Source organism: Candidatus Dependentiae bacterium (genome assembly GCA_018897535.1).
Taxonomy (GTDB): domain Bacteria; phylum Babelota; class Babeliae; order Babelales; family UASB340; genus UASB340.
This window is the reverse complement of record JAHIKO010000019.1, coordinates 1-20,761: the sequence shown is the minus strand read 5'-3', so window position 1 is coordinate 20,761 and position 20,761 is coordinate 1. Positions and strand designations below refer to the sequence as shown.

The 20,761-nt window shown below is 28.1% G+C and carries 25 protein-coding genes and 2 tRNA genes; 1 reads left to right on the top strand and 26 read right to left on the bottom strand.

All coding sequences use genetic code 11. The annotated features are described in order from the left end of the window. Positions 1-160: 160 nt before the first annotated feature. From KKE07_01010 to KKE07_00965, 10 genes are all read right to left on the bottom strand, one after another. Complete coding sequence (locus KKE07_01010) at positions 161-436, bottom strand: HU family DNA-binding protein (protein MBU4269441.1); 276 nt, start codon at positions 434-436, stop codon at positions 161-163. A 317-nt stretch (positions 437-753) separates the two neighbouring features. Beyond that, positions 754-841, bottom strand: a tRNA-Leu gene (locus KKE07_01005). A 180-nt stretch (positions 842-1,021) separates the two neighbouring features. Next, positions 1,022-1,095 (bottom strand) — tRNA-Cys (locus KKE07_01000). Next, positions 1,096-2,463: a tRNA (N6-isopentenyl adenosine(37)-C2)-methylthiotransferase MiaB gene (miaB, locus tag KKE07_00995; GenBank protein MBU4269440.1), complete on the bottom strand. Its 1,368-nt coding sequence runs from the start codon at positions 2,461-2,463 to the stop codon at positions 1,096-1,098. A gap of 147 nt (positions 2,464-2,610) precedes the next feature. Continuing rightward, entirely contained in the window at positions 2,611-2,853 is a 243-nt protein-coding gene (locus KKE07_00990) for a hypothetical protein (protein MBU4269439.1), read from the bottom strand. Positions 2,854-2,907: 54 nt separating this feature from the next. Further along, the gene (locus KKE07_00985; protein ID MBU4269438.1) at positions 2,908-3,417 is read right to left on the bottom strand and encodes a hypothetical protein; all 510 of its coding nucleotides are present in this window, start codon (positions 3,415-3,417) and stop codon (positions 2,908-2,910) included. Positions 3,418-3,456: 39 nt separating this feature from the next. Next, complete coding sequence (locus KKE07_00980; GenBank protein ID MBU4269437.1) at positions 3,457-4,230, bottom strand: hypothetical protein; 774 nt, start codon at positions 4,228-4,230, stop codon at positions 3,457-3,459. Between the two features lie 32 nt (positions 4,231-4,262). Next, entirely contained in the window at positions 4,263-4,625 is a 363-nt protein-coding gene (locus KKE07_00975) for a hypothetical protein (protein MBU4269436.1), read from the bottom strand. A gap of 25 nt (positions 4,626-4,650) precedes the next feature. Continuing rightward, complete coding sequence (locus KKE07_00970; protein ID MBU4269435.1) at positions 4,651-5,526, bottom strand: hypothetical protein; 876 nt, start codon at positions 5,524-5,526, stop codon at positions 4,651-4,653. A gap of 135 nt (positions 5,527-5,661) precedes the next feature. Beyond that, on the bottom strand, positions 5,662-5,943 hold the full coding sequence (locus tag KKE07_00965; GenBank protein ID MBU4269434.1) for a hypothetical protein: 282 nt from the start codon (positions 5,941-5,943) through the stop codon (positions 5,662-5,664). 136 nt (positions 5,944-6,079) lie between these two features. Here KKE07_00965 and ychF point away from each other — a divergent pair, with 136 nt between their 5' ends. Next, on the top strand, positions 6,080-7,204 hold the full coding sequence (gene ychF, locus KKE07_00960; GenBank protein MBU4269433.1) for a redox-regulated ATPase YchF: 1,125 nt from the start codon (positions 6,080-6,082) through the stop codon (positions 7,202-7,204). A gap of 7 nt (positions 7,205-7,211) precedes the next feature. Here the strand turns inward: ychF and KKE07_00955 are convergent, their stop codons facing one another. The 16 genes from KKE07_00955 to KKE07_00880 form a co-directional block, all read right to left on the bottom strand. Next, positions 7,212-7,508, bottom strand: a complete 297-nt coding sequence (locus tag KKE07_00955; GenBank protein MBU4269432.1) for a hypothetical protein — start codon at positions 7,506-7,508, stop codon at positions 7,212-7,214. Positions 7,509-7,545: 37 nt separating this feature from the next. Next, on the bottom strand, positions 7,546-9,432 hold the full coding sequence (locus KKE07_00950; protein ID MBU4269431.1) for an ATP-binding cassette domain-containing protein: 1,887 nt from the start codon (positions 9,430-9,432) through the stop codon (positions 7,546-7,548). A gap of 130 nt (positions 9,433-9,562) precedes the next feature. Then, positions 9,563-10,033 (bottom strand): hypothetical protein, encoded by a 471-nt coding sequence (locus tag KKE07_00945; GenBank protein MBU4269430.1) that lies wholly within the window; start codon positions 10,031-10,033, stop codon positions 9,563-9,565. Between the two features lie 128 nt (positions 10,034-10,161). After that, positions 10,162-11,307 carry a DNA double-strand break repair nuclease NurA gene (locus KKE07_00940; protein ID MBU4269429.1) on the bottom strand — a complete coding sequence of 382 codons (1,146 nt, stop codon included), beginning with the start codon at positions 11,305-11,307 and terminating at the stop codon, positions 10,162-10,164. 85 nt (positions 11,308-11,392) lie between these two features. Then, positions 11,393-11,995, bottom strand: a complete 603-nt coding sequence (locus tag KKE07_00935) for a hypothetical protein (protein ID MBU4269428.1) — start codon at positions 11,993-11,995, stop codon at positions 11,393-11,395. A 115-nt stretch (positions 11,996-12,110) separates the two neighbouring features. Continuing rightward, entirely contained in the window at positions 12,111-12,746 is a 636-nt protein-coding gene (locus KKE07_00930; GenBank protein MBU4269427.1) for a PQ-loop repeat-containing protein, read from the bottom strand. A gap of 2 nt (positions 12,747-12,748) precedes the next feature. Beyond that, complete coding sequence (locus tag KKE07_00925; protein MBU4269426.1) at positions 12,749-13,423, bottom strand: PQ-loop repeat-containing protein; 675 nt, start codon at positions 13,421-13,423, stop codon at positions 12,749-12,751. Positions 13,424-13,565: 142 nt separating this feature from the next. Then, positions 13,566-14,165, bottom strand: a complete 600-nt coding sequence (locus KKE07_00920; GenBank protein ID MBU4269425.1) for a PQ-loop repeat-containing protein — start codon at positions 14,163-14,165, stop codon at positions 13,566-13,568. Between the two features lie 7 nt (positions 14,166-14,172). Beyond that, positions 14,173-15,297 (bottom strand): M20/M25/M40 family metallo-hydrolase, encoded by a 1,125-nt coding sequence (locus tag KKE07_00915; GenBank protein MBU4269424.1) that lies wholly within the window; start codon positions 15,295-15,297, stop codon positions 14,173-14,175. A 2-nt stretch (positions 15,298-15,299) separates the two neighbouring features. Further along, the gene (locus KKE07_00910; GenBank protein ID MBU4269423.1) at positions 15,300-15,935 is read right to left on the bottom strand and encodes a YitT family protein; all 636 of its coding nucleotides are present in this window, start codon (positions 15,933-15,935) and stop codon (positions 15,300-15,302) included. A 1-nt stretch (position 15,936) separates the two neighbouring features. Beyond that, positions 15,937-16,737 (bottom strand): hypothetical protein, encoded by an 801-nt coding sequence (locus tag KKE07_00905; protein MBU4269422.1) that lies wholly within the window; start codon positions 16,735-16,737, stop codon positions 15,937-15,939. Positions 16,738-17,130: 393 nt separating this feature from the next. Then, complete coding sequence (locus tag KKE07_00900; GenBank protein ID MBU4269421.1) at positions 17,131-18,663, bottom strand: leucyl aminopeptidase; 1,533 nt, start codon at positions 18,661-18,663, stop codon at positions 17,131-17,133. A 15-nt stretch (positions 18,664-18,678) separates the two neighbouring features. Further along, complete coding sequence (locus tag KKE07_00895; GenBank protein ID MBU4269420.1) at positions 18,679-19,062, bottom strand: iron-sulfur cluster assembly scaffold protein; 384 nt, start codon at positions 19,060-19,062, stop codon at positions 18,679-18,681. Positions 19,063-19,066: 4 nt separating this feature from the next. Beyond that, positions 19,067-20,302 carry a cysteine desulfurase gene (locus KKE07_00890; protein MBU4269419.1) on the bottom strand — a complete coding sequence of 412 codons (1,236 nt, stop codon included), beginning with the start codon at positions 20,300-20,302 and terminating at the stop codon, positions 19,067-19,069. Between the two features lie 11 nt (positions 20,303-20,313). Continuing rightward, the gene (locus KKE07_00885; protein ID MBU4269418.1) at positions 20,314-20,502 is read right to left on the bottom strand and encodes a hypothetical protein; all 189 of its coding nucleotides are present in this window, start codon (positions 20,500-20,502) and stop codon (positions 20,314-20,316) included. Next, positions 20,483-20,761: methionine--tRNA ligase (locus KKE07_00880; GenBank protein MBU4269417.1), on the bottom strand; the 279-nt coding region annotated here is incomplete at its 5' end. The genes KKE07_00880 and KKE07_00885, both read right to left, overlap by 20 nt.

Below are 20,761 nucleotides of genomic sequence, written 5' to 3'. Positions count from 1 at the left end.
ATGTAACAAAATTTAATTTAAAAGCACTAGAGAAATAAAAAAAATAAAAAATTGCGTACTTAAAGCCATCTCGATATTAATTTTACAAAAAAAAAGTTGCAGGACTTTTTTAATTTCCTGCAACTTTTTAATACACATTTTATTTATGTATATTTAAGACTTAAGCTTTTACTAAATCTTTTAGTTTTTTGCCAGCCTTAAATTTTGGAACATTCTTTGAAGGTATTTGCATTTTCTTACCTGTTGCTGGATTAATACCTGTTCTTGCTTTTCTCTTCATTACAGAGAATGTACCGAAACCTGTAAGAACTACAGATTTCTTTTTCTTAAGTGACTTTTCAATAGCATCAATGAATGCTTCTAAAGCATCCTTACACGATGTTTTCGATAGCTTTGTAGCTTTTGACATTGCATCTATCAAAGCGGCTTTATTCATATATGAACTCCTAAAAATTCATTGGAGAATATATCTTACATATCAACACAAACACACAAAACAACACAAACGTCTTTTGTAGATATATCTCTGATGTTTATTTATAATTAAAGTTTTTGTCAAGATTTTTGTAAAATTTATTAATGCTCAGACCAATTTTAAATCTGATCTACCAAATATCTTGTCGACACAATTTTATACTATATGTGTCAAGCTGGCCCGCCAGTCGTCTTGTCCGTCATAGCTTTATGCGTCGACGGAAGCCCGTTAGAGTTAACTAGCTGGCCTACCAGCCATAGCTGCGCAGCAGCGACGGCTGGTGCCGAGGGCCGGAGTCGAACCGGCACAGGTTTAAAACCCGAGGGATTTTAAGTCCCTTGCGTCTACCAATTCCGCCACCACGGCACGCATTAAACATTTAATATTATGTATATTTTTTAAATATTGGCAATATTTTTTTTAATTAATAGTGCATAGCCCGACTTCGCCAAGGCTTCGACGGGCAGTCTTCGCTAACTATCGCTTATTATAATTTATCTTAATTACCATGCTAGCCTGCCGGTCGTATCTCATTAGAGCGAAGACTGGAGGCGGCACCCGGAATTGAACCGGGGATAACGGTTTTGCAGACCGCTGCCTTACCACTTGGCTATGCCGCCTTAACACTTATCTATCAAAGATCCAGTTAAATTTGTCGCACCCGCAGTTTCTATGTTAACGTCAACAAAAGAATTTATCAATTCATAGCCGCCATTAAATAAGACTGTATGATTTCCTGCCGATCTTGCTAAAAGCATACCATTAACTGCCGGTTTTTCAACTAAACATTTTACTACTTTACCAATGTAGGCTTCATTTTTATTTTTAGCTATATCTATTTGAACTTTCTGTAGATGATCTAGCCGTTGCTGCTTCTCTTGATAACTAAGATTATCTTGCATTAAAGCTGCTTTTGTATATTTGCGCGGCGAAAATATAAACGAGTAAACGTTATCAAAATTAACAGTTTTAATAAGTTCTAAAGTTGCAATAAAATCTTGTTCATTTTCCCCAGGAAAGCCCACAATTATATCTGTTGAAATAGTCGCTTTTGGCAAATACTTTTTAATCCAATCAATCTGTTCCAAATATTTTTCTACAGTATAAGATCTATTCATAAGCTCTAGAATTTTATTTGATCCCGATTGCACCGGATGGTGTACAAAACCACAAATTTTATCGCTATATTCAGCCATAACTTTAATTACATCCAATGTCATATCTTTTGGATTAGGACTCATAAATCGTATCCAAAAGTTTCCTGGCAATAAGGCTACTTTTTTTAATAACCCAGCAAAATTTATTTCTGTTTCAGGGCATTTGTATGAATTAACATTTTGGCCTAATAAAATAATTTCTTTCGCTCCAATAGAAATATCAAATTTTATTTTTTCTAAAATATCATTTGCCAAATAACTGACTTCTCTACCTCTTGTAAAAGGCACAATACAATATGTACAAAAGTTATTGCACCCGGTCATTATATTGATAAAAGATTGTATTGAGTGTTTATTTTCAACTTTAAGACCACCCAATTTTAAATTGAAATTTTTAAATTTAGCAATACCAGTATTTTTATTCAAAGCAACAGGCTCAGTTAATTTGTGTATTTGTTTACTAGTCTGAATAGACATAATTATATCTGCAAACTTTTCTTGTAATAAATTTTTATCATCTCTAGCCCCATTAACAAATGTTATAAATGGAAATCTTGAATAAAAATCTTTCTTTTTATAGCTTGCTATGCAACCAACTATAACTATTTTTAAAAAATTATTTTGTTTTCTAAGCTTTGCAAGCCGACCAATATAAGAATATATTTTTTGCTCGGCCTTATCTCGAATAGCACACGTATTTATAATAATTATATCTGCAGATTCTTGAAAAAATACTTGTTCACAATCCAAATCTTTTAAGAAATTGGCAATTGCTTGAGAATCTGCAACATTTGCTTGGCAACCGTATGTTTGTATAAAAAATTTAATCATAATTATAATTTTAAAATTTAGTTTTAGTTATTTTAATATTTAATAAACACCCCAAACTCTGTGTTTATTATAGACAAAAGAAAAGAGGCAGTAAAACGCGCTGCCCCTTTTCTTTTATAAAATTATAAAATCTTAATTAATTTTTATTTAATTATCTTTTTCGTTATTTTCATCCATATCTGAATCTTCTAAGCTTGAATCTACTTCACCACCAAATTCTTCTATAAACAAACGACTTAAAGAACGATAAGCTTCTTCTGGATCATTTGTAAGCCCAAAAGTATAATAAAAATCTTTTTTAGAATTTTTTTCAGGATCCATAGAAAAAGATTCACCGGTCAAAATAAAACCTATCAACAATAATAAACCTAATTTTTTTATATTATTCATAAAAACTCCTGTAATAACACATATAAATTATATTTAAACTAATTCAAATTAAAATTAATCCGAATCACTATCTTCACAAAATTCTTTTCGCGGTTTACAACCAAGAATTCGTCTTCTTTTTTCCTTTTCATCAAGCTCTTCATCTTCACAGTTGTTTAAAAAAAACGATTGGTTTTCAGGTACCGCTAAATCATTATTTAAGCCATTATCTTCTATTTTTTCATCCATCTGTTTTTTTATTTTATTAAACATTTCCAAATAATTTTTACATTCTTCCGGACATTCTTCATCATCGCTTGATAAAGAATCTTTGGCATATTCAGGCCATGTTTTACTTAAACCTTGCTCATCTGTTTTATAAAAAGTTTTTTTACGTTTTTCAATTTCATCAATATCAGTACTCACTGTGAATCTGCTATCTTTAACAATTTTCCCAACATTACTTATTTTTTTTCTACGTTCAAAATTTTGTTTTTCATTTTCAGAACTATTCATTGCACCAATTATAGAAATCGTAAAAAATTCCAAAAATATAAATCCAAATGTTTTTTTATTAATTTTCATATAACCTCAATTTAAATTTTTAAAAAAACCATATCATTTTTAAAATTTAATTTTTTTAACATAAAAATACTGTCTAAAATCTTCAATTTGCTTATATAATTTTTCTACATTTATTATTGCTTCAGTTATGTGTTGCTTAAATATATATCTATTTAAATGACTTGCAGGAAACAATTCTTTAAATTTATCTCCATATTTTAAAGCCTCATTTTCCAAATAAACAAATAAAAAGCACCATCTCTCGTGAAATTCGTTTGAATACTTAAATAATTCAGGATATTCGCCTAAATTATTAGTCAAATAAACAACCATTCTAGATATTAAATGATCAACATAATCTTCAAGAGTATTGAAATCTTGATCTTCTAAATTTTGTTGATATTCAGGCATAATAATTGAAAATTTTTCACAAAAAAATCTAAATAATATATCCATATCTTGAAAACCATCAAACGATTCATCATAAACTTGATCTGCAAATTCATTAGACTTCAATTGTGTTCCCAAATCTCCAGGACGCATTCTATGAATAGACTCCAATTCAAACTCTTTATTCCCAATCCAATCATATTTCGGATCAAAAACTCTATCTTGAAACTGTAGTTTAAATTGGGCATCAATCAAATCGTTTTTAATTCTTTGAATAATATTTTGCGTATATGCACTATTTTTAACAATTAACTCTTCATCCATTGAAGGCTCGTCTTCAATTTCGCTTGAAGAATAATTTTCATCATCAGACATGCTAAAGCAATTAAAACTTGTAACACTTGTCATAAAAAGCAGTATTAATAATTTTTTATTAAATTTCATAAAATACCCCACCAAGCTTTAAGTTAATCTTTTTAATCTTTCCATTTTTTTACTTTTTTAGGGTCAAGTAGTTCTAGATCAAAAGATTCTTCTTTTTTAGCAAATCTATTTTTTCTATTTAAAATCTCATCTATAGTAGTTTTTGGTTTTTGCTCATCTTGAACACTTTCAAACCTACTTTTTTTTGTTTTGTTATTTTTTTCATTAGTTTTATCTTCAGTAGTTTTTTCTTCAGTTTCAGTATTCAATCTATAAAATGATTCAAATTTTTTTTGTTTCTCTTCCCATTTTTTACTTATTTTTAGTAATTCTTTCATATTATCCATAGCAAAAGCATTGCCAAAAATAGCTAGCGCAGAGACAAAAAAAACTATTTTTATATTTAAAATTTTCATAAAACCCCCATTTATATTTTTTAATTTAATCATTTAATTGAATAATATTTCTTATATTTATTAAACGTGGCAAAATATTTATTCTCGTATTTGAAATATCTATTCGTCTAACATTTCCTAAATTCCACGGTATAAATTGCAAATTTACGTTGTCTGACAAGTCCAAAGATTGTAATGTATTAATATTTGCCAACAATTCCAAAGAGTTATCATGTTGCATAAATATTCTATTTCTAAAATTTCTATTTAAATAATTCAAATTATTATTAGATAAATTTATTCTTATCAATCCGTTTAATTCACCAAAATTTCCAGGCAAATATGTTATTCTATTACCACTTAAATCAAGATTCTGTAACCCACGCACAATTAAACGTTGGATATACGGAACCAAAACTTCCAGTTGCCTTGAATTTAAATTAAAATTTGAAAGATTTAATAACCTTGTACCCTGATCATATCTTTCTATTACCAGAGCTACATTATCTAAATAATCTAACTCTAAGTCCTGCATAACCCGATTTAGAGTCAACCATTGATTACCTTGAACTCTAAACCACCAAGTATTCCAAGTAAAAGACAATGCTCGATCATTCTGCAACACATTTTGTCGATACTGTTCTGAGAAAAAAACCAATCTTGCCAAATCTTGATCTGTAAAATTAATACGTCCCAAAGCTCTAAACTCAAAGTCAAACAAATCTTGATCAACATTGATTTGTCCCAAAAAAACTTGTCTAAGTTCTAAATTAAACGCTCTTTGTTGCTCTTGTTGCTCTCTTCGCTCTAAAAGTTCTGTTGCAGTTATAAAATCGTTACCAAGATTATTAAGCGCTGATAAATTTAATATGCAAAAAAAGCCTAAAATCAAAAATATCGCTTTTTTGTCAAAAAATTTCATAAAATCTCCATTTATATTTAACTAAATTAAACACTAAGTAAATTATGACATACGAAAAGGTATTTACAAATGGAAATACATATATAAATAAAAAAGAGTGTTTTTAAGCAAAAAACACTCTTTTTTATTTATATATTAATCAAATGAATGCATTAAATCAATTTCATATGATTCTGATTCCGTTTTAAGACCGGATTTTTTAGATTTAATTTTTTTAAAATTAGGAATAGATGCAGATCTTGTAATTTCATCAAATTCTTTTTTACTCATATTTTTAAAAATTCGTTTAAGAATTGTAGCTTCACCATCATCCGGATCATTAATAGCACTTTTTGAACGATCCATACAATTTACACCAAAACCAACAAAAAACGCTAAAAATACATAAAAACATATAGTTTTTATTAAAATTTTCATAAAACTCCAAAAATTTTGTGTGTTTATTAAAAAAGATACCCCAAAACGAACTTATATATTACGTTTTTTTGCAAAAAAATCAATATTTTTTATACTTAGAAAATATAAAAATTATAAATAAGAGGTAAAAATGGCAATTCAAGCAGGTTTAGTTGGACTTCCAAACGTTGGTAAATCAACACTTTTTAATGCACTTACAAAAGCAGGCATTCCTGCCGAAAATTATCCATTTTGCACCATAGATCCACACGTTGCAATAACAAATGTACCTGATAAAAGATTGGAAAAATTGGCACAAATATTTGGCTCTCAAAAAATTATACCTACCAATGTGCAATTTTGCGATATTGCAGGACTTGTAAAAGGTGCTGCAACAGGTGAAGGGCTTGGAAACCAATTTTTATCAAATATTATGGGGGTAGATCTAATAATTCATGTATTGCGTTGTTTTGAAGATAAAAATGTAATACATGTTCACGATCACCTTGACCCAATAGATGATTTTGAAGTAATCACTTCTGAATTAATGTTAAAAGATTTAGAATCGTTAGAAAAAAAAGAAGAAAAATTAAACTCTTTACTAAAAAGTGCAAAAAATAAAAATTTCACACCGGCTCAGGTAAAAGAGCTTGAGCAGGAACTTGAGCTAGTCTTAAAAATTAAAAAATTTATAGGTTCAGGAGATTTTTACGCAGTTCAAAAAACCGTAAAAGAATATGCTCTAAATAATATAAAAACAGTTGATCTTTTAAGTGCCAAAAATTTTATAATAGTTGCAAATATTTCTGAAGATGATTTACAAAACAAAAACTATCTAAATAATGAACATTATAAAAAATTAGTAGAAAAATTTGGCACCGATAAAGTTATAGCTATATCTGCAAAAATTGAATCTGAGCTATCTTTATTATCAGATGAAGATAAAAAAGAAATGCTTGAATCTTTAGATATTGAAGAATCCGGATTGGACAAAATTATAAGACTTACTTATAAAAATTTAGGTCTCATTACATTTTTTACATGCGGGCCAAAAGAAGCTCACGCTTGGAGTTTGCGTCAAAATACAAAAGTCCCGCAAGCTGCCGGAGAAATTCATTCTGATTTGGAAAGAGGTTTCATTTGCGCTGTTATTTATAACTACACAGATATTATAGAAGCCGGAAGCGAAGCAAAACTTCGAGATACCGGTAAAATGCGGACTGAAGGTAAAGATTATATTGTAAAAGATGGCGACTTGCTTTTAATAAGATTTAACGTTTAATTAAAAATTAATTAACCAGCCAATAAATTAAAGCACCCACAACGCCAAGACATGTACAATATGAAGCAACAGCTCCACAAGAGGTACATAATATTTTTGCATTTTCTTTTTTCATATCACGTTTAATACTATCAGTTTGTTTTTTAAATCTTTGGGCTTTGCTTAGCATATCATTTGCTCGCGTGCTATCTTCAAAATTGGTTATTTCTTCATCAACTCCTTCAGGAAGATCATTCATTGCAGTTAAATTATTCCCTAAAAATATGCTAGTAGCTAAAAACAGAGTAATTTTAAAATTTTTCATAGATTCTCCTTTTTTAAAATACAATTTTACAGTTAAGCTATATCAAAGATTCCCAAAACGCAAGATTTTCATTTAGCTCTTTTTCTATTTTATTCATGCTATCAAAAGTATGGTTATATTCCTGAGAACCGTATTCTAAATCTTCAAATTTTTTGGTCAATTCTTCAAGCTCTTTTTCAAGTTTATCTATTTTAGATTCTAAATTTCTAATTTTTTTTCTTTTTTCATAATCTGTAACACCGGAATTACTGTTTAAATTACGAACTAACAAATTTTGAGAAGCTTCTTTTGCTTTAGATTCAATAACTTGAGCATCATGTAAAATCTCTCTTTGAGCATTCTTTTGAACCAAGAAAGCGTCGTAATTTCCTTTATATTTATAGCTGGAATCTTGTTTTAATTCTATTATAGAAGTTGCCAAATTATTTAAAAAATCTCGATCGTGAGAAACAAATAAAATAGTTCCCGAATAATCTTTTAGAACTTGTAATAAAACTTCTTTGGATTGAATATCCAAGTGGTTTGTTGGCTCGTCTAAAATTAAAAAATTTGCATCTGCCAATAAAACTTTTACCATTGCCACTCTGTTTTTTTCACCGCCACTGAGAACTGAAATATATTTTTCAACATCTTGTCCTGAAAACAAAAATGCACCCAAATAAGCTCTTACTTTTTGGCGTTGCTCTGTAGTCTTGCAAGCAGACTCGACTTCAGTCAAAATATCATTTTTAGGATTTAAAGATTTATTTTGATCTTGCTCAAAAAATGCCGGGAAAGTATTATATCCAAATTCAAATGAACCGGAATCTGCTTTTAATTTCGACATAATTACATTTAATAAAGTTGATTTACCTTGTCCATTTGGAGCTACAATTGCAACCTTTTCGCCTCTTTCAATTTCAAATGAAGCATTTTCAAATATTTTTTTCTCACCAAAATATTTTGATAATTTTTTTACAATCAAGCCTATTTTTCCACTTTTTTTTATTTCACCAAAATTTATTCGAACTGTTTTTTGTCCCGGTTCAAGTTTTATAATTTCAATTTTTTCTAACGCCTTTAACTTGCTTTGCGCCATACTGGATTTTGTGGCACTTGCTCTGAACCGATCGATAACGGCCATTTCTTTTTTCAAAAATTTTTGTTGTTCTATATATTTTTTTTCCAGTAATTCTTCTCGTTCTTGTTTTTGAATTAAATAGCTTGAATAATTTCCAGTGTAAATATTAAGGTTACCAAGTGATAATTCATAAATTTGAGTGCATAATTTGTCTAAAAAATATTTATCATGAGAAACGAGCATAAATCCAAAATTTGAATTTTTTAAAAAGCTTAAAAACCAATCTTTGGCTGTCAAATCCAAATGATTTGTAGGTTCGTCAAGTAAATAAAAGTCAGCTTTTTGCAATAATAGTTTTGCCAAAACCAAACGCATTTTCCAACCCACAGAGAGCGTTGAGACTAAATTTTCAAGATCTTTTTCTACAAATCCCAAACCTAATAAAATATTTTTGGATTCAAGAATCTTTTTTTGATAATCAAATTCATCAAGTTTATGGTGTAACTCGGCATAACGCTCAACTATTTTTGTATCGTTATTTTCAAGTTGTTTTTCTAATTCCCAAAATTCATAAATTAAATCGCCAAGATTATTATTAAAACTGTTAAGACATTCAATAAATATTGATTTTTCAGAAACTAAGACAACGTTTTGTGGCAAGTACGCCATTTTTTTATCTTTTTGTGTTTCTACAAAACCGGAATCAAAACCGCTTTGACCGGCTATTATTGAAAGCAATGTCGTTTTACCGGCACCATTTCGTCCAACAAGGCCTATTCGCTGGTCTGTATTTAATGTAAATGAAATATTATCAAATATTACCTGCGAACCAAAATTTAAATTTAAATCTTTTGCAATAAACATTTAAAATTCCAAAATAGTTATTCCTACCCCAAAATATTCTATTATTTTTATAATATATTGTATTTGATATAAAAAAATATACCACTGGATAATCCAGTGGTATAAAAACTTTATTTTAAATTTATTTTTCTTAAGGTTTATCCTCAAATTTTTGTAATCCCAAAATAGTTTCAGCAACTATCTCATTTAAATTTTGATTTGAATTCAAAATTTTATCAACACTTTTCTTATCCATACCATTTTCAATAAGATAATATGACACCGTAAAACATTTAATTAAATCTTCAAGTCTTTTTATAATAATTGCATGTTCTGGTAGTACTGATAAATATCCTATAATTTTTTTAAAATATTCTGTAATTTTTTCAAATTTAACCTCATAACCATTATCAAAACTTTTAAGATTCCTTTTTAATTTATAAATAATCGAAGCATCCTTTTCTACAATTTTACCAAGAACATTCGAATAAATATTTTTTACATCCGTAATCGATTTTTCCGGATCTATTATAAACACACGCACAAATTTTTCATCAAAAGAAATTGCTTGCACTTTAAAAAAGCTAACCAAACAAAAAATCGATAAAAATATTTTTTTCATATAAAAATCTCCTTGATGATATATTTATCAAATATTTAAAAACATCTAGAAAAAGCCTTATCCGCAATAAATTTATACCTATTATGTTTTTTTTCAAGCATTTATTTTAATAAATAAAAAATAAAATTTTATATAGCTATTCCCTTTTTCTTAAGACTCTTTTGAGAATAAAAAATTCTTTTATTTTGTTCCATAGCTTGCCGCTGCAAAAGATAATAAAAAAACTCACGATCAGGGCCTTTAACAACTGCAGCTTCATGAGCTTGAGCCAAAACTACCGGATAACCCATCCCCTTTTCAACCTGATCAAGAGCAATAGATGCAATAAAATCAAGTTTACTTCTATCATTTGCAATCCATGAAAAAGTTTCAACACGAATAATCTCTTTTTCCGTATTTAAATAAAAAAAACATGGTTTTAGATGCTCCGGATAAGAATCTACAATTTTAGATTTACTAAAAAAAATAGTTGATCGATAATTTTTTGGTAAAAAAAATTTTGTAACCTGTGAATCTATTAAACTATCAACAATTTTACATGGAAAATCGTTATAAATTCTGTGACATGATATGCATTCTGCATAATCGAATCGGCACAATCCAAGCTTTATAAGATTTACAAGCTCGCGGCTCTTTGGAAAACTTATAACTCCTGCAATTAGCTTATTTTGTTCATAAAATTTATTCAAAATGTTTATATATAAATTTAAAAAATAATTTTTAACTTCATCTGTTTTGCCTTCCAATGGCCAAAAAATTACAGTTCCATCAACTAATGATAAATCAATATTGTTTTCTACAGATATCTCAAGCAAACGCAAAAGCTCTAATTCTTCACGCTTAAAATCTACCAAATCTTGAGAAAAAGAAATTTTCTCATTTTGATCAATAAGTTCTTGTGTTAAAAAAAGTTTAGGTTCTGAATAAAATTTAACTTCACTTTTATCAGAATATTTTATACTACACCCACCAATATTTATTAAAAAACATCCGGCTCCGGATATGTTTCTGTCAGGATAAATTTGGGATCCATCGATTGCAATAACAGAATAATCTGTTTCAATTTTATTAACATTAAAAATTTCAGCTAAATTATTTTGCCAAAATGGCAACAGAAAACTACTTTTTGATAACTCAACCTTTTCTTTAAAATTATCTTGATTGGAAATTTTGTCCCAAGTTTTTTGTGCTATATCAGACTCATAAGCCAAATTAGGAAAAAGCTTTTCTGAAACTTTTTTAAATTCTATTAAAAGACTATTTTTATTAAGCATAAAAACACCTAAAATAATTAAGGGATGTTACAAGTTAATGTAACATCCCTTAATTATTTGTCTTTAATAAAATAATTTTTTAGAATTATTCAGACTTATTTTTTAATGACTCAATTTTCTCACTTAATTCATCAATCTTATCTGATAATTTATCAAGTTTATTTTCTATATTTTCAATTTTTTCATTTGTAACGTTAGATTTTCCACCCTCAACAGTAACTTCTTCATACTTAATTGTTGTCTTTTCATCTTGAGCATTAGACTCTTCTTCAACCTGAGGCATGGTATCTTTCTTTATTAACTCATCAACAGCCTTTTCAGATTCTTTTAACTCCTGAGTTTTTAACTCTTGAGTTGCTAACTCTTGAGTTGACAACTCAGAAGTAGCAGCTGTATCTTCAGTTTTTTCTTCAGTTTCTTCAATCTTTATTTCAGTCTCAGATTCAGGCTGAGTATCTTTTATATCAGCAAAAACATCTGCAGATTGTTGATCAACCGAAACATCACCCGAGTTAATTTCCGGCTTTTTATCTGTATCTTGATCTATATCTTTGGCCAAATCAACAGCATTATTAATCGCAGCAGTCTCATCCGGTTGAGTTATATCTGCAACTTGCGATTTTGCACTAAAATCAAGAGTGCCAAAAACAAACAGTAACATAAAAATATTTTTACTAATCTTATTCATAAAATACTCCTCAATAAAATTTAAAAACTTTATAATATCTAAATATAGTATATTACAAATAGAATTATATTTGCAATAAAAAACAATAAAAAATCTGTAAATTTTGAAAAAATAGTTAATTTTGATTGTTTCGATAGATAAAAAATTGCCCCAAAAACACTAAATTTATCAAAATTCCGCGAAAATTGTTCACAATTAGAGGTATTGGTATTTTTAAAAAAAGATTAGCCAAAATTTCACAAAAATTGGCGCTAAGAGATATTAAAATAAAATAAAAACTAAAACCATGTACTGACTTATTCCTGTAAATTTTAAATATTTGCGGTAATTTTTTCCAAAAGCCAATTCCTACAGGAATCCATCCAATCAAATAAGCGTAAGAGAAAAATTTAAAATATATTAAATATCCAATAAGAACCAGAAAAAATATATTAAGAATAAAAATAGAAAAAATTTTTATATCTTTATCCCAATTATTCTGAGAATATTTAAAACGTTGAAACATAATCAAACAAGCTAAAAACGTATAGATTATATTAACCATTTTATAACCAATAGGTAAATTGTTTGCAAAGCTATAAATAAGATAAAAATAACCGGAATTTAGTAGTGTCAAAATAAAAACAGTACTAAGTCCATTTGTAGATTTTATTTTATAATTCAATAAAATTTGCGGTATAAGGCTCGAAATAAAAAACAAATTAGAAACAATAATTAAAAAATTCGCTAAAAATATTTTGCTTAAAAGCATGCTTAATCTTGCTTAACTTCCAAAGGTAAAAATTCCGGTTTATGTAAAATATAGTTATGTTTAAATTTATAATTCCAAAATTGAAAAATAAATATGAAATATACTAGCACACCTCTGGATGCAATCAAGTGCGTTTGCAATGGAAGATTCAATAAATATGCAGCAAACCAATCAATCATATTTCCAATTCCTACAAAAGATACTAAAAAAAAGCTAAACCCTTCAACAGATTTAGTCTCTTTTATCTTTAATAACTGAGGTATTTGATATACGCTCCAAAGAATAACCAAAGCCCAACCAATAATATGGCCGGCAATAATTGGATTTAAAGTCAAAATAGAAGATACAAAAATTAAAAATAAAAAATTATAGAAATACATATTTTTTATTTTTGTATTCAAGCTATCACGACCATATAAAAATCTTTGATAAACCAAAATAGATATTACAAATAATGCCAAAGCCGATCTAATTTTATAAGCTAAATGAAAATTTAAAGAGAACATGTATAACACATTGAAAACATAACCGTCAAAATAAAACATTATATAGAGGTCACTCAAGCCTCTTATTGATTTATTTTTGTAGTTTAAATAAACCTGAGGCCACACGGCAAGAACAAAGAAAATATTGACAACCCAAGTGATTATGGTTGTCAATAATGAAGCGTTAGTCACTTTGGCCCCCCAAGACAACTTTTACTTCCCTAAAAATTTTCCCCCTCACAATGGTAGTATAAAATTTATCCATATTTAAAAACAAGTTTTTTTATTTTTTAATATTTTACTTTTAAATAAATGGTTTTTAGTAATTTTTTAATTATTTAAATTTAATAAACTGTACCAAATAAATCAAATATACAAAAATACCATTTAAATTATTCAGATAAGTTTGCGGCGGTAACCCCAAAAAAAGAGCTACTATAAATTCAACAAAATTACCAAAACCAATCATAGAAACCAATCCAAAACTAAGACCTTTTATAGATCTATTTTGATAATTTTTTAATAATTGAGGAATTTGATAAATTGCCCAAATCAGCATCATTACCCAACCGGAAGCGTGTCCAAGAAATAAGCTGTTTTTTATAGATAAAAATAATAAAAATATAAAAAACAAAATACTAAATATAAAGAAAATTTTAAGACCTAAATCTTTTGATTCAGAGTAATAAAATCTTTGAAAAACTAATGTTAAAACAGCAAAAAATGCAAGCGGCACCATAATCTTATGAGCAAGTGGCAAATTAAGACAAAAAACATAAAACATGTAAAAACTATAACCATAAAAATAGCCTATAAATAAAAAATCGCTCAAACCTTTGGTTGATTTTCGATTAAGATTAAGCCTAATTTGAGGCAAAAGCCCCAAAAAGAATATAATTTGTGCTATCCACGGAAAAAAATTATTAAAATTCATAAAGCTCTCATACTTTTTCTAAATATTTTTTGTAAATATTTTTCAACAAAATCAAACTATTTAAATATACAAACTCTTCGTCACTATGAATACCTCCCCCAATGGGGTTCATTATTATACATGGAATATTCTTTTGAGTAAAAAATCTTCCATCTGAAGCCGTATTACAGTTTATAATATCTATATCCCTACGTAAAATATCCCCGGAAATAGATAAAAAATTTCGAATAAATTCGTTATTTTTATCTATTTTAAAAGCATTTCCATGCGCCAATATTTCAACATCTATTTCTTTTTCTATATTTTTTATAGCATGTAAAATATCATTCATATTTTGATCTGGTGTATATCGTATATCAAGAAAAATTGATGCTGAATCCGGTACTCTATTTAAAGAGTCACCCCCTTCAATTTTTGACAAATTGGCTGAAGTTTTATAATCAAGAGAATTTTTTGGCAACACATAAATGGAAATAATTTTTTTATACATATCCAAAAGTTTTAATATTGCATTTTCACCCAAATATAATTCTGATGAATGAGCACCCTTACCTTTTTGTGTAATTTTTATTTGCAAAACACCCTTTGCTTGCTCAACTAATGAAAAATTAAATCCACCATCCGGAACTATTGCAACTTTTGCCGAATAATTTAAATCGTTTAATAATCTATTTACGCCATCAAACCCACCTCGTTCTTCATCTGATGTTAAAAATAAAGCAACTTTTTTATTTATATTATTTGTTTTTTTCACATTTTTAGATCCCGGATCAGTGTCTGAAATAGCGAAGCATTCAAGCATAAGTTGCATCATAACCGCAACTTGACCTTTCATATCGGACACTCCCCTGCCACGCAAAATATCGCCATCTTGTTTAACATAAAAAAGCGTGTCTTGTGCGGGAACAACATCTATATGACCACAAAAAATTACATCTAAATTTTTAGATTCAGAATTAGATACAATCAAAGATTTTGAACCATTAAATTCATATTCTTTTATATATAAATCACTTTTACTAAAAAAAAATTTTATATAATCAAAGCAATTATTAAATTCTTGATTATTTAAATAAACAGTTTTAAAAGCAACCAAGGCACTAATTAATTTTAATAAATTTTGCATATTCATAATTACCCCAATTTTTTAAAGTTATAAATTTTATTTAAAAAATTTGAAATATTTTGCGAAAGCTCTATTGCCATACTTGTAATAAGCAAAGATAAAAAAGCAAAAACAGCCGGCAAAAAACCTATAATAATAACTGCAAACGCTATAACAAAAAAGTTTAAAAACATTATAAGTATTGAAAACTTTATTTTCGTATATTCATGCAAAATTTTTGATAATAAAGTAAATCCACAAACTGCTGAGTTACTTGTCACAATAAAATAAAGCCCGACACCTGTTCCAATTCCACCTAAGATCGCTGCAATTAAAACATTATTTGTCATAGGCAAAACTTTTTGCGTTAAAAGTATAAATTCAGGAATTGCAAATGAACCAATTATAGTTTTTAATAAAAAATTCGGCCCCATACGAAATAATCCAATAATAAACAATGGAATATTAATATAAAATTGCAAATATGCCGTATTTATACCAAATATTTTATTAAGAACAATAGATAATCCGGGAATTCCTCCAGAGGCTATATTATTTGGTAATAAAAATAAATTAAAACTTATTGCAATAAGAAAACAACCTAAAAGTAATAAAATATAATCTTGTAAATTTTTAATAACTATATTTTTTGAAAAAAAATTCATGTTAATTATCTCCCAAAAAACAGATAACCATATTACCACGCCCTTCATGCAATTCGTCTTTATATAATTTAAGAGCTCCATCTTCATCAAATTCGGGCTTATAGGCTATAGATTGTAAGTGTAAAATATTTACTATTTTAGATTCAAAATAATTACTAACACAATCAGCAAAAACGCTAATCATATAAGAATTATTTAAGTTTGCTATAACCTGGCCATATAACAAAACGATAGTTGTTTTAAATAAAAAATTATTTTTAATATCTTCAAATGCAAACTTTAATAAATTTGTAGAATGGCCTCTACCCCTATATTCCGGGCAGGTATATGCAGCACCATGATATATATATAGACAATCTTTAGAACTATTTTTTAAAATATTATTTATTTTTTGATCGGCATATAAATAATTTTTAAAATCATATTTATTTAATTTATCTTTGAAAATATTAACAGATACTATATTTGACTCTAAACTAAAACAAAGTTCATTTTTTAATATCTCTAATATTTCATTTTCACCCAAAATGCATAATTTTAAAAATGCAATAATTTCTTGCGTATCAGTATCAATAACAACGAACAAAAATTTATTTTCTATATTTTTTAAAATTACTTTTTTTTGAATTTCTCTTTTTGGAAAAACCAATAATTTATTTTTATCTTCTTTTGAAAAATTATCATAAATATTCAAAATATTTTCAGCATCTTGCTCATTTGCAAGTCTATAAATAACTGCTGGGTTAACTTTGCAAAAAAATAATAACAATAAACTTAAAAGTATATAATTCAACTTTTTCATATAATTATCTTTCTTAATTAATTAATTTTTTAAAATATATAAATAGACAAAATAAAATCTCAAAAAGATTTAAGACTTTATTTAATAAAAACTTTTAAAATATATAAATTTGAAAAAAATAGATTATTGGCGCCAAGGCCAGAAGAATGTTTTTGAAAAAACAGAAAGGTTCAATGAGCATGCAAATAGACCTGCACTCATTGATAGATTTTCATCTGTAAAATAATCGCGTAAATTTAACACGATAAACCCCTTAACTATTAACAAAAACAATAAATTAACTACTTATTAGAATAAACATATTAAATTTTGTGTCAAAAGGCCTAAAATTTAATATGTTTAAAAAAATTATATATTTTGATTAAAAAATTAAATTTTAGGCCCTATATTAGGCTACTTTTTATTATAATTTAAAACAAATTCAGAAAGCAATCTAACGCCTGCACCTGATGCGCCCTTTCCAATATAACTAACACCGGGAACGCCATCTGCAGTTCCTGCGATATCCAAATGAGCCCATTTTGATTTTTCTACAAAATTTTTCAAAAACCAAGAAGCTGTAATCGTACCTGCTTTGTAATTTGCAGCACCTGTATTTGCAATATCCGCAACTTCAGATTTAATAGCATCTTTAAAATCTTCATCCATAGGCAGCGGCCAAACTCTATCACCTGTAACAAGACCAACAGCTTGAAGTTTTGTACCAATATCATCATTTCTAGTCATAAGACCCGTAAAAAAATGTCCCAAAGCATAAAGACAAGCACCTGTCAAAGTTGCAATATCAATAATCACTTCCGGATTATAAAATTTTTCTGCATAAGAAAGAGCATCTGCCAAAATTAGTCGACCTTCGGCATCAGTATTTTTTATTTCAGCAGTTTTACCGTTTAAAAATCTAATAATATCATCTTGTCTGCAAGCTTTACCACTTGGCATATTTTCAACAAGTGGAGTTATTGCAACAACATGAACGTTCGGTTTTAATTGTGCAATAATTTTCATAGCACCATAAACAGCTGCGGCTCCGGACATATCAAATTTCATTCCGGTCATATAATCCGAAGGTTTTAAACTTATTCCACCGGAATCAAATGTTACGCCCTTACCAACTAAAGCAATTGTTGGAATATTTTTTTTATCAGAATTATATTCTAAAACAACAAACTGAGGTTCATTATCGGATCCTGAGCTTACAGCCAAAAATCCACCCATTGAAAGTTTTTCAGCATCTTTTTTTTCTAAAACTTTACATTCCAGATCGTATTCATCTGCTAAATTTTTTGCTTCTTGTGCCAAAGCTTTAGGTGTTAAATAATTTGCCGGGAGATCTGCTAAATTTCTTGTAAAATTTGTAGCATTGCCGATTACAATACCTTCCTGCAATCCAATTGCAAAAGTTTGTTCTTGTTTTTGACCGGCATAAAGTAAAAGTTTTCCTGTAAAGCCTAGTTCATTAATTTTATCGGATTTAAATTTTATAAATTCATAGTCAGCCATAATTGCTGCAATAACAATTTGTCTTATTAGTCTATCTCGTATAAGACCAAAAGGCTTGTCATCTTCAGGCAGACAAATTACCGTATCTTTAATTTCCAGTTCTTTTAATTTTAAAACAATTGATCCAATTGCTCGCCTTAAATTTTCAAGTTCATAATTCCATAAAGTATCCAACTTGCCAAGACCAACAAAAATTAATTGTATTAATTTATTATCTTTATTTGCAGTCAAAACGAATAAATCGCCCTTTTTTCCGGTAAATTTATGTTTTTTCAAAATTTCTCTTAAGTTTGGATAAAAATCTTTTTCAACATGCTCAAAATCACTTTGCAAATTAATTGAATAAAGACCTTCTTTTAATAAAAAAACATAACCTTCAACTTCGTTTTCCCAAAATTTTTTTTCTGTAATTTGAATCTCAAACATATTTTTTACCCCGTTTTAATTTTTTTTAAAAGCTGCTTTTAAAGCTTCTAATGACAGTAAAGCACACTTAATTCTATTTGGTCCCAATGGAATACCAACAAGTTTTACAATATCATCTTTTCCAATATTTAATATTTCTTCAGGTGTTTTCCCAATACAACTTTGTAACAACATTGATGCTGATGCTTGACTTACAACACATCCGGAACCTGAAAAGCCTAACTCTTTTATTTTTAATTGATCTGAATTTTTATTTTCAAATTTTCCCTCAATCAAAATACTATCTCCACAAGATGGATTCTGTTGTCCGCTTGAAAAATCAGGATTTTCAATTGTTTTTCGATATTTGGAATTTTTAAAATGCTCCATCAATTTTTCTTGATAAACATTATCACTCATTTTTTTACTTTCTAAAAAAATTTACAGTTTCATTTAATTTATCTAAAAAAATTTCAACATCTTGCGCTGTATTATAAATATAAAAACTTGCTCGTACTGATGATTGTAAATTAAGCATATTTGCCAAAGGCTGGGCACAGTGATGTCCGCTGCGGACTGAAATATTAAGGCCTCCTAAAAAACCACTAATATCATGCGCATGAATATCCGGCAAAGAAAAACTTACCAGATGACCACTTTTTTTGATTTGCTCGATATTACCCCAAATTTTCATATCTTTTATTTTTAATAATCCATCAATTAACACAGAAGATAAATATGCCGTGTGTTTTTCAAATTCTTTGAAATCAACATTTTCATTTAAATATTTCACAGCAGCACCAAGACCTATCGCTTGAGATATTGCCGGAGTGCCGGCTTCAAATTTATATGGAGCTTCTTTCCAAATTGCATCATTAAAAGATGCTGCCTGTACCATTGAACCACCAACTTTGTATGGCTCAACTTTATCATGCAAATTTTTTTTAATATACAAAATACCTATGCCTGTAGGGCCTAACATTTTATGTCCGGATAGTACGAGAAAATCTATATTTAATTTTTTTACGTCTATTTTTTTGTATGGTGCAAGCTGAGAAGCATCAAGCAGAACCAATGCCCCAATATCATGTGCAATAGATATAATATTTTCAAGTTGATTTTCTTTCCAGATTTCACCAAGCACATTAGAGCTTGCAGAAATTGAAACAAGTTTTATTTTTTTATCCCAAAAATTAGCTTCCGGTAATTTAATAAAAAAATTTGTTGTATCAATCTCTAAGAATTTTAATTTAGCACCATTATTTTTGCAAATTCTTAACCACGGCAAAAAATTTGCATGATGCTCTATTTGTGTTGTAACAATATAATCGTCTTTTTTTATATTTTGTCTTGCCCATGCATCAGCAATAAAATTTATACCTTCGGTTGTACCGGATGTAAAAATTATTTCTTCACTTTCTGCATTTAAAAATTTTGCAATTATTTCTCTTGAATTTTCAAAAAAACAAGTTGAGGTTTCCCCCAACTCATGAATCGATCTATGTACATTTGAATTATAATTTTCATAAAAATCTACCATAGATTGAATGACTGATCGTGGTTTTTGAGTTGTTGCTGCATTATCTAAATAAACAAGATTTTTTTTATTTTGAAAAATTGGAAAATCTTTTTTTAGCAATTTTGCATCAAACTTAACCATCATTCTCCTAATTAATTATTAAATATATCGCTAAAATTTTTTCCCAGTTTTCCGGAATTATCTTCAACGAATATTTGATAGGGCTTTGTTTCTTCAATTTCGGCACTAACAAACTCTTCATCTAATAAAAACAAAAACAAAAATAGTGATACTTTTTTAATTTTATATAAAAAGACAAAACTATGATATTCGTGTTCCATTTTCTATTTTCTCCATTACCGTTACCATTTGCATTTTATCACTTTCGTCTTTTGCAAACAGCATCATTCCCTGTGATTCCATTCCCATAAGTTTTCTTGGCTTTAAGTTTTCAACGTATATACCTTGTTTTCCAACAAGATCTTGAGGTTTAAAATATTGTGCAACTCCGGAAAGAACTTGTCTTTTTCCAAATTTTCCCATATCAACCAAAAGCTTTAATAGCTTTTCAGAACCACTAACAGGCTCACATTCCAAAAT

Bases quoted from the DNA above. Each gene is read 5' to 3' on its own strand.
- KKE07_01010 (MBU4269441.1), bottom strand. From the start codon at position 436: ATGAATAAAGCCGCTTTGATAGATGCAATGTCAAAAGCTACAAAGCTA.
- miaB (MBU4269440.1), bottom strand. From the start codon at position 2,463: ATGATTAAATTTTTTATACAAACATACGGTTGCCAAGCAAATGTTGCA.
- KKE07_00990 (MBU4269439.1), bottom strand. From the start codon at position 2,853: ATGAATAATATAAAAAAATTAGGTTTATTATTGTTGATAGGTTTTATT.
- KKE07_00985 (MBU4269438.1), bottom strand. From the start codon at position 3,417: ATGAAAATTAATAAAAAAACATTTGGATTTATATTTTTGGAATTTTTT.
- KKE07_00980 (MBU4269437.1), bottom strand. From the start codon at position 4,230: ATGAAATTTAATAAAAAATTATTAATACTGCTTTTTATGACAAGTGTT.
- KKE07_00975 (MBU4269436.1), bottom strand. From the start codon at position 4,625: ATGAAAATTTTAAATATAAAAATAGTTTTTTTTGTCTCTGCGCTAGCT.
- KKE07_00970 (MBU4269435.1), bottom strand. From the start codon at position 5,526: ATGAAATTTTTTGACAAAAAAGCGATATTTTTGATTTTAGGCTTTTTT.
- KKE07_00965 (MBU4269434.1), bottom strand. From the start codon at position 5,943: ATGAAAATTTTAATAAAAACTATATGTTTTTATGTATTTTTAGCGTTT.
- KKE07_00955 (MBU4269432.1), bottom strand. From the start codon at position 7,508: ATGAAAAATTTTAAAATTACTCTGTTTTTAGCTACTAGCATATTTTTA.
- KKE07_00950 (MBU4269431.1), bottom strand. From the start codon at position 9,432: ATGTTTATTGCAAAAGATTTAAATTTAAATTTTGGTTCGCAGGTAATA.
- KKE07_00945 (MBU4269430.1), bottom strand. From the start codon at position 10,033: ATGAAAAAAATATTTTTATCGATTTTTTGTTTGGTTAGCTTTTTTAAA.
- KKE07_00940 (MBU4269429.1), bottom strand. From the start codon at position 11,307: ATGCTTAATAAAAATAGTCTTTTAATAGAATTTAAAAAAGTTTCAGAA.
- KKE07_00935 (MBU4269428.1), bottom strand. From the start codon at position 11,995: ATGAATAAGATTAGTAAAAATATTTTTATGTTACTGTTTGTTTTTGGC.
- KKE07_00930 (MBU4269427.1), bottom strand. From the start codon at position 12,746: ATGCTTTTAAGCAAAATATTTTTAGCGAATTTTTTAATTATTGTTTCT.
- KKE07_00920 (MBU4269425.1), bottom strand. From the start codon at position 14,165: ATGAATTTTAATAATTTTTTTCCGTGGATAGCACAAATTATATTCTTT.
- KKE07_00915 (MBU4269424.1), bottom strand. From the start codon at position 15,297: ATGAATATGCAAAATTTATTAAAATTAATTAGTGCCTTGGTTGCTTTT.
- KKE07_00910 (MBU4269423.1), bottom strand. From the start codon at position 15,935: ATGAATTTTTTTTCAAAAAATATAGTTATTAAAAATTTACAAGATTAT.
- KKE07_00905 (MBU4269422.1), bottom strand. From the start codon at position 16,737: ATGAAAAAGTTGAATTATATACTTTTAAGTTTATTGTTATTATTTTTT.
- KKE07_00900 (MBU4269421.1), bottom strand. From the start codon at position 18,663: ATGTTTGAGATTCAAATTACAGAAAAAAAATTTTGGGAAAACGAAGTT.
- KKE07_00895 (MBU4269420.1), bottom strand. From the start codon at position 19,062: ATGAGTGATAATGTTTATCAAGAAAAATTGATGGAGCATTTTAAAAAT.
- KKE07_00890 (MBU4269419.1), bottom strand. From the start codon at position 20,302: ATGGTTAAGTTTGATGCAAAATTGCTAAAAAAAGATTTTCCAATTTTT.
- KKE07_00885 (MBU4269418.1), bottom strand. From the start codon at position 20,502: ATGGAACACGAATATCATAGTTTTGTCTTTTTATATAAAATTAAAAAA.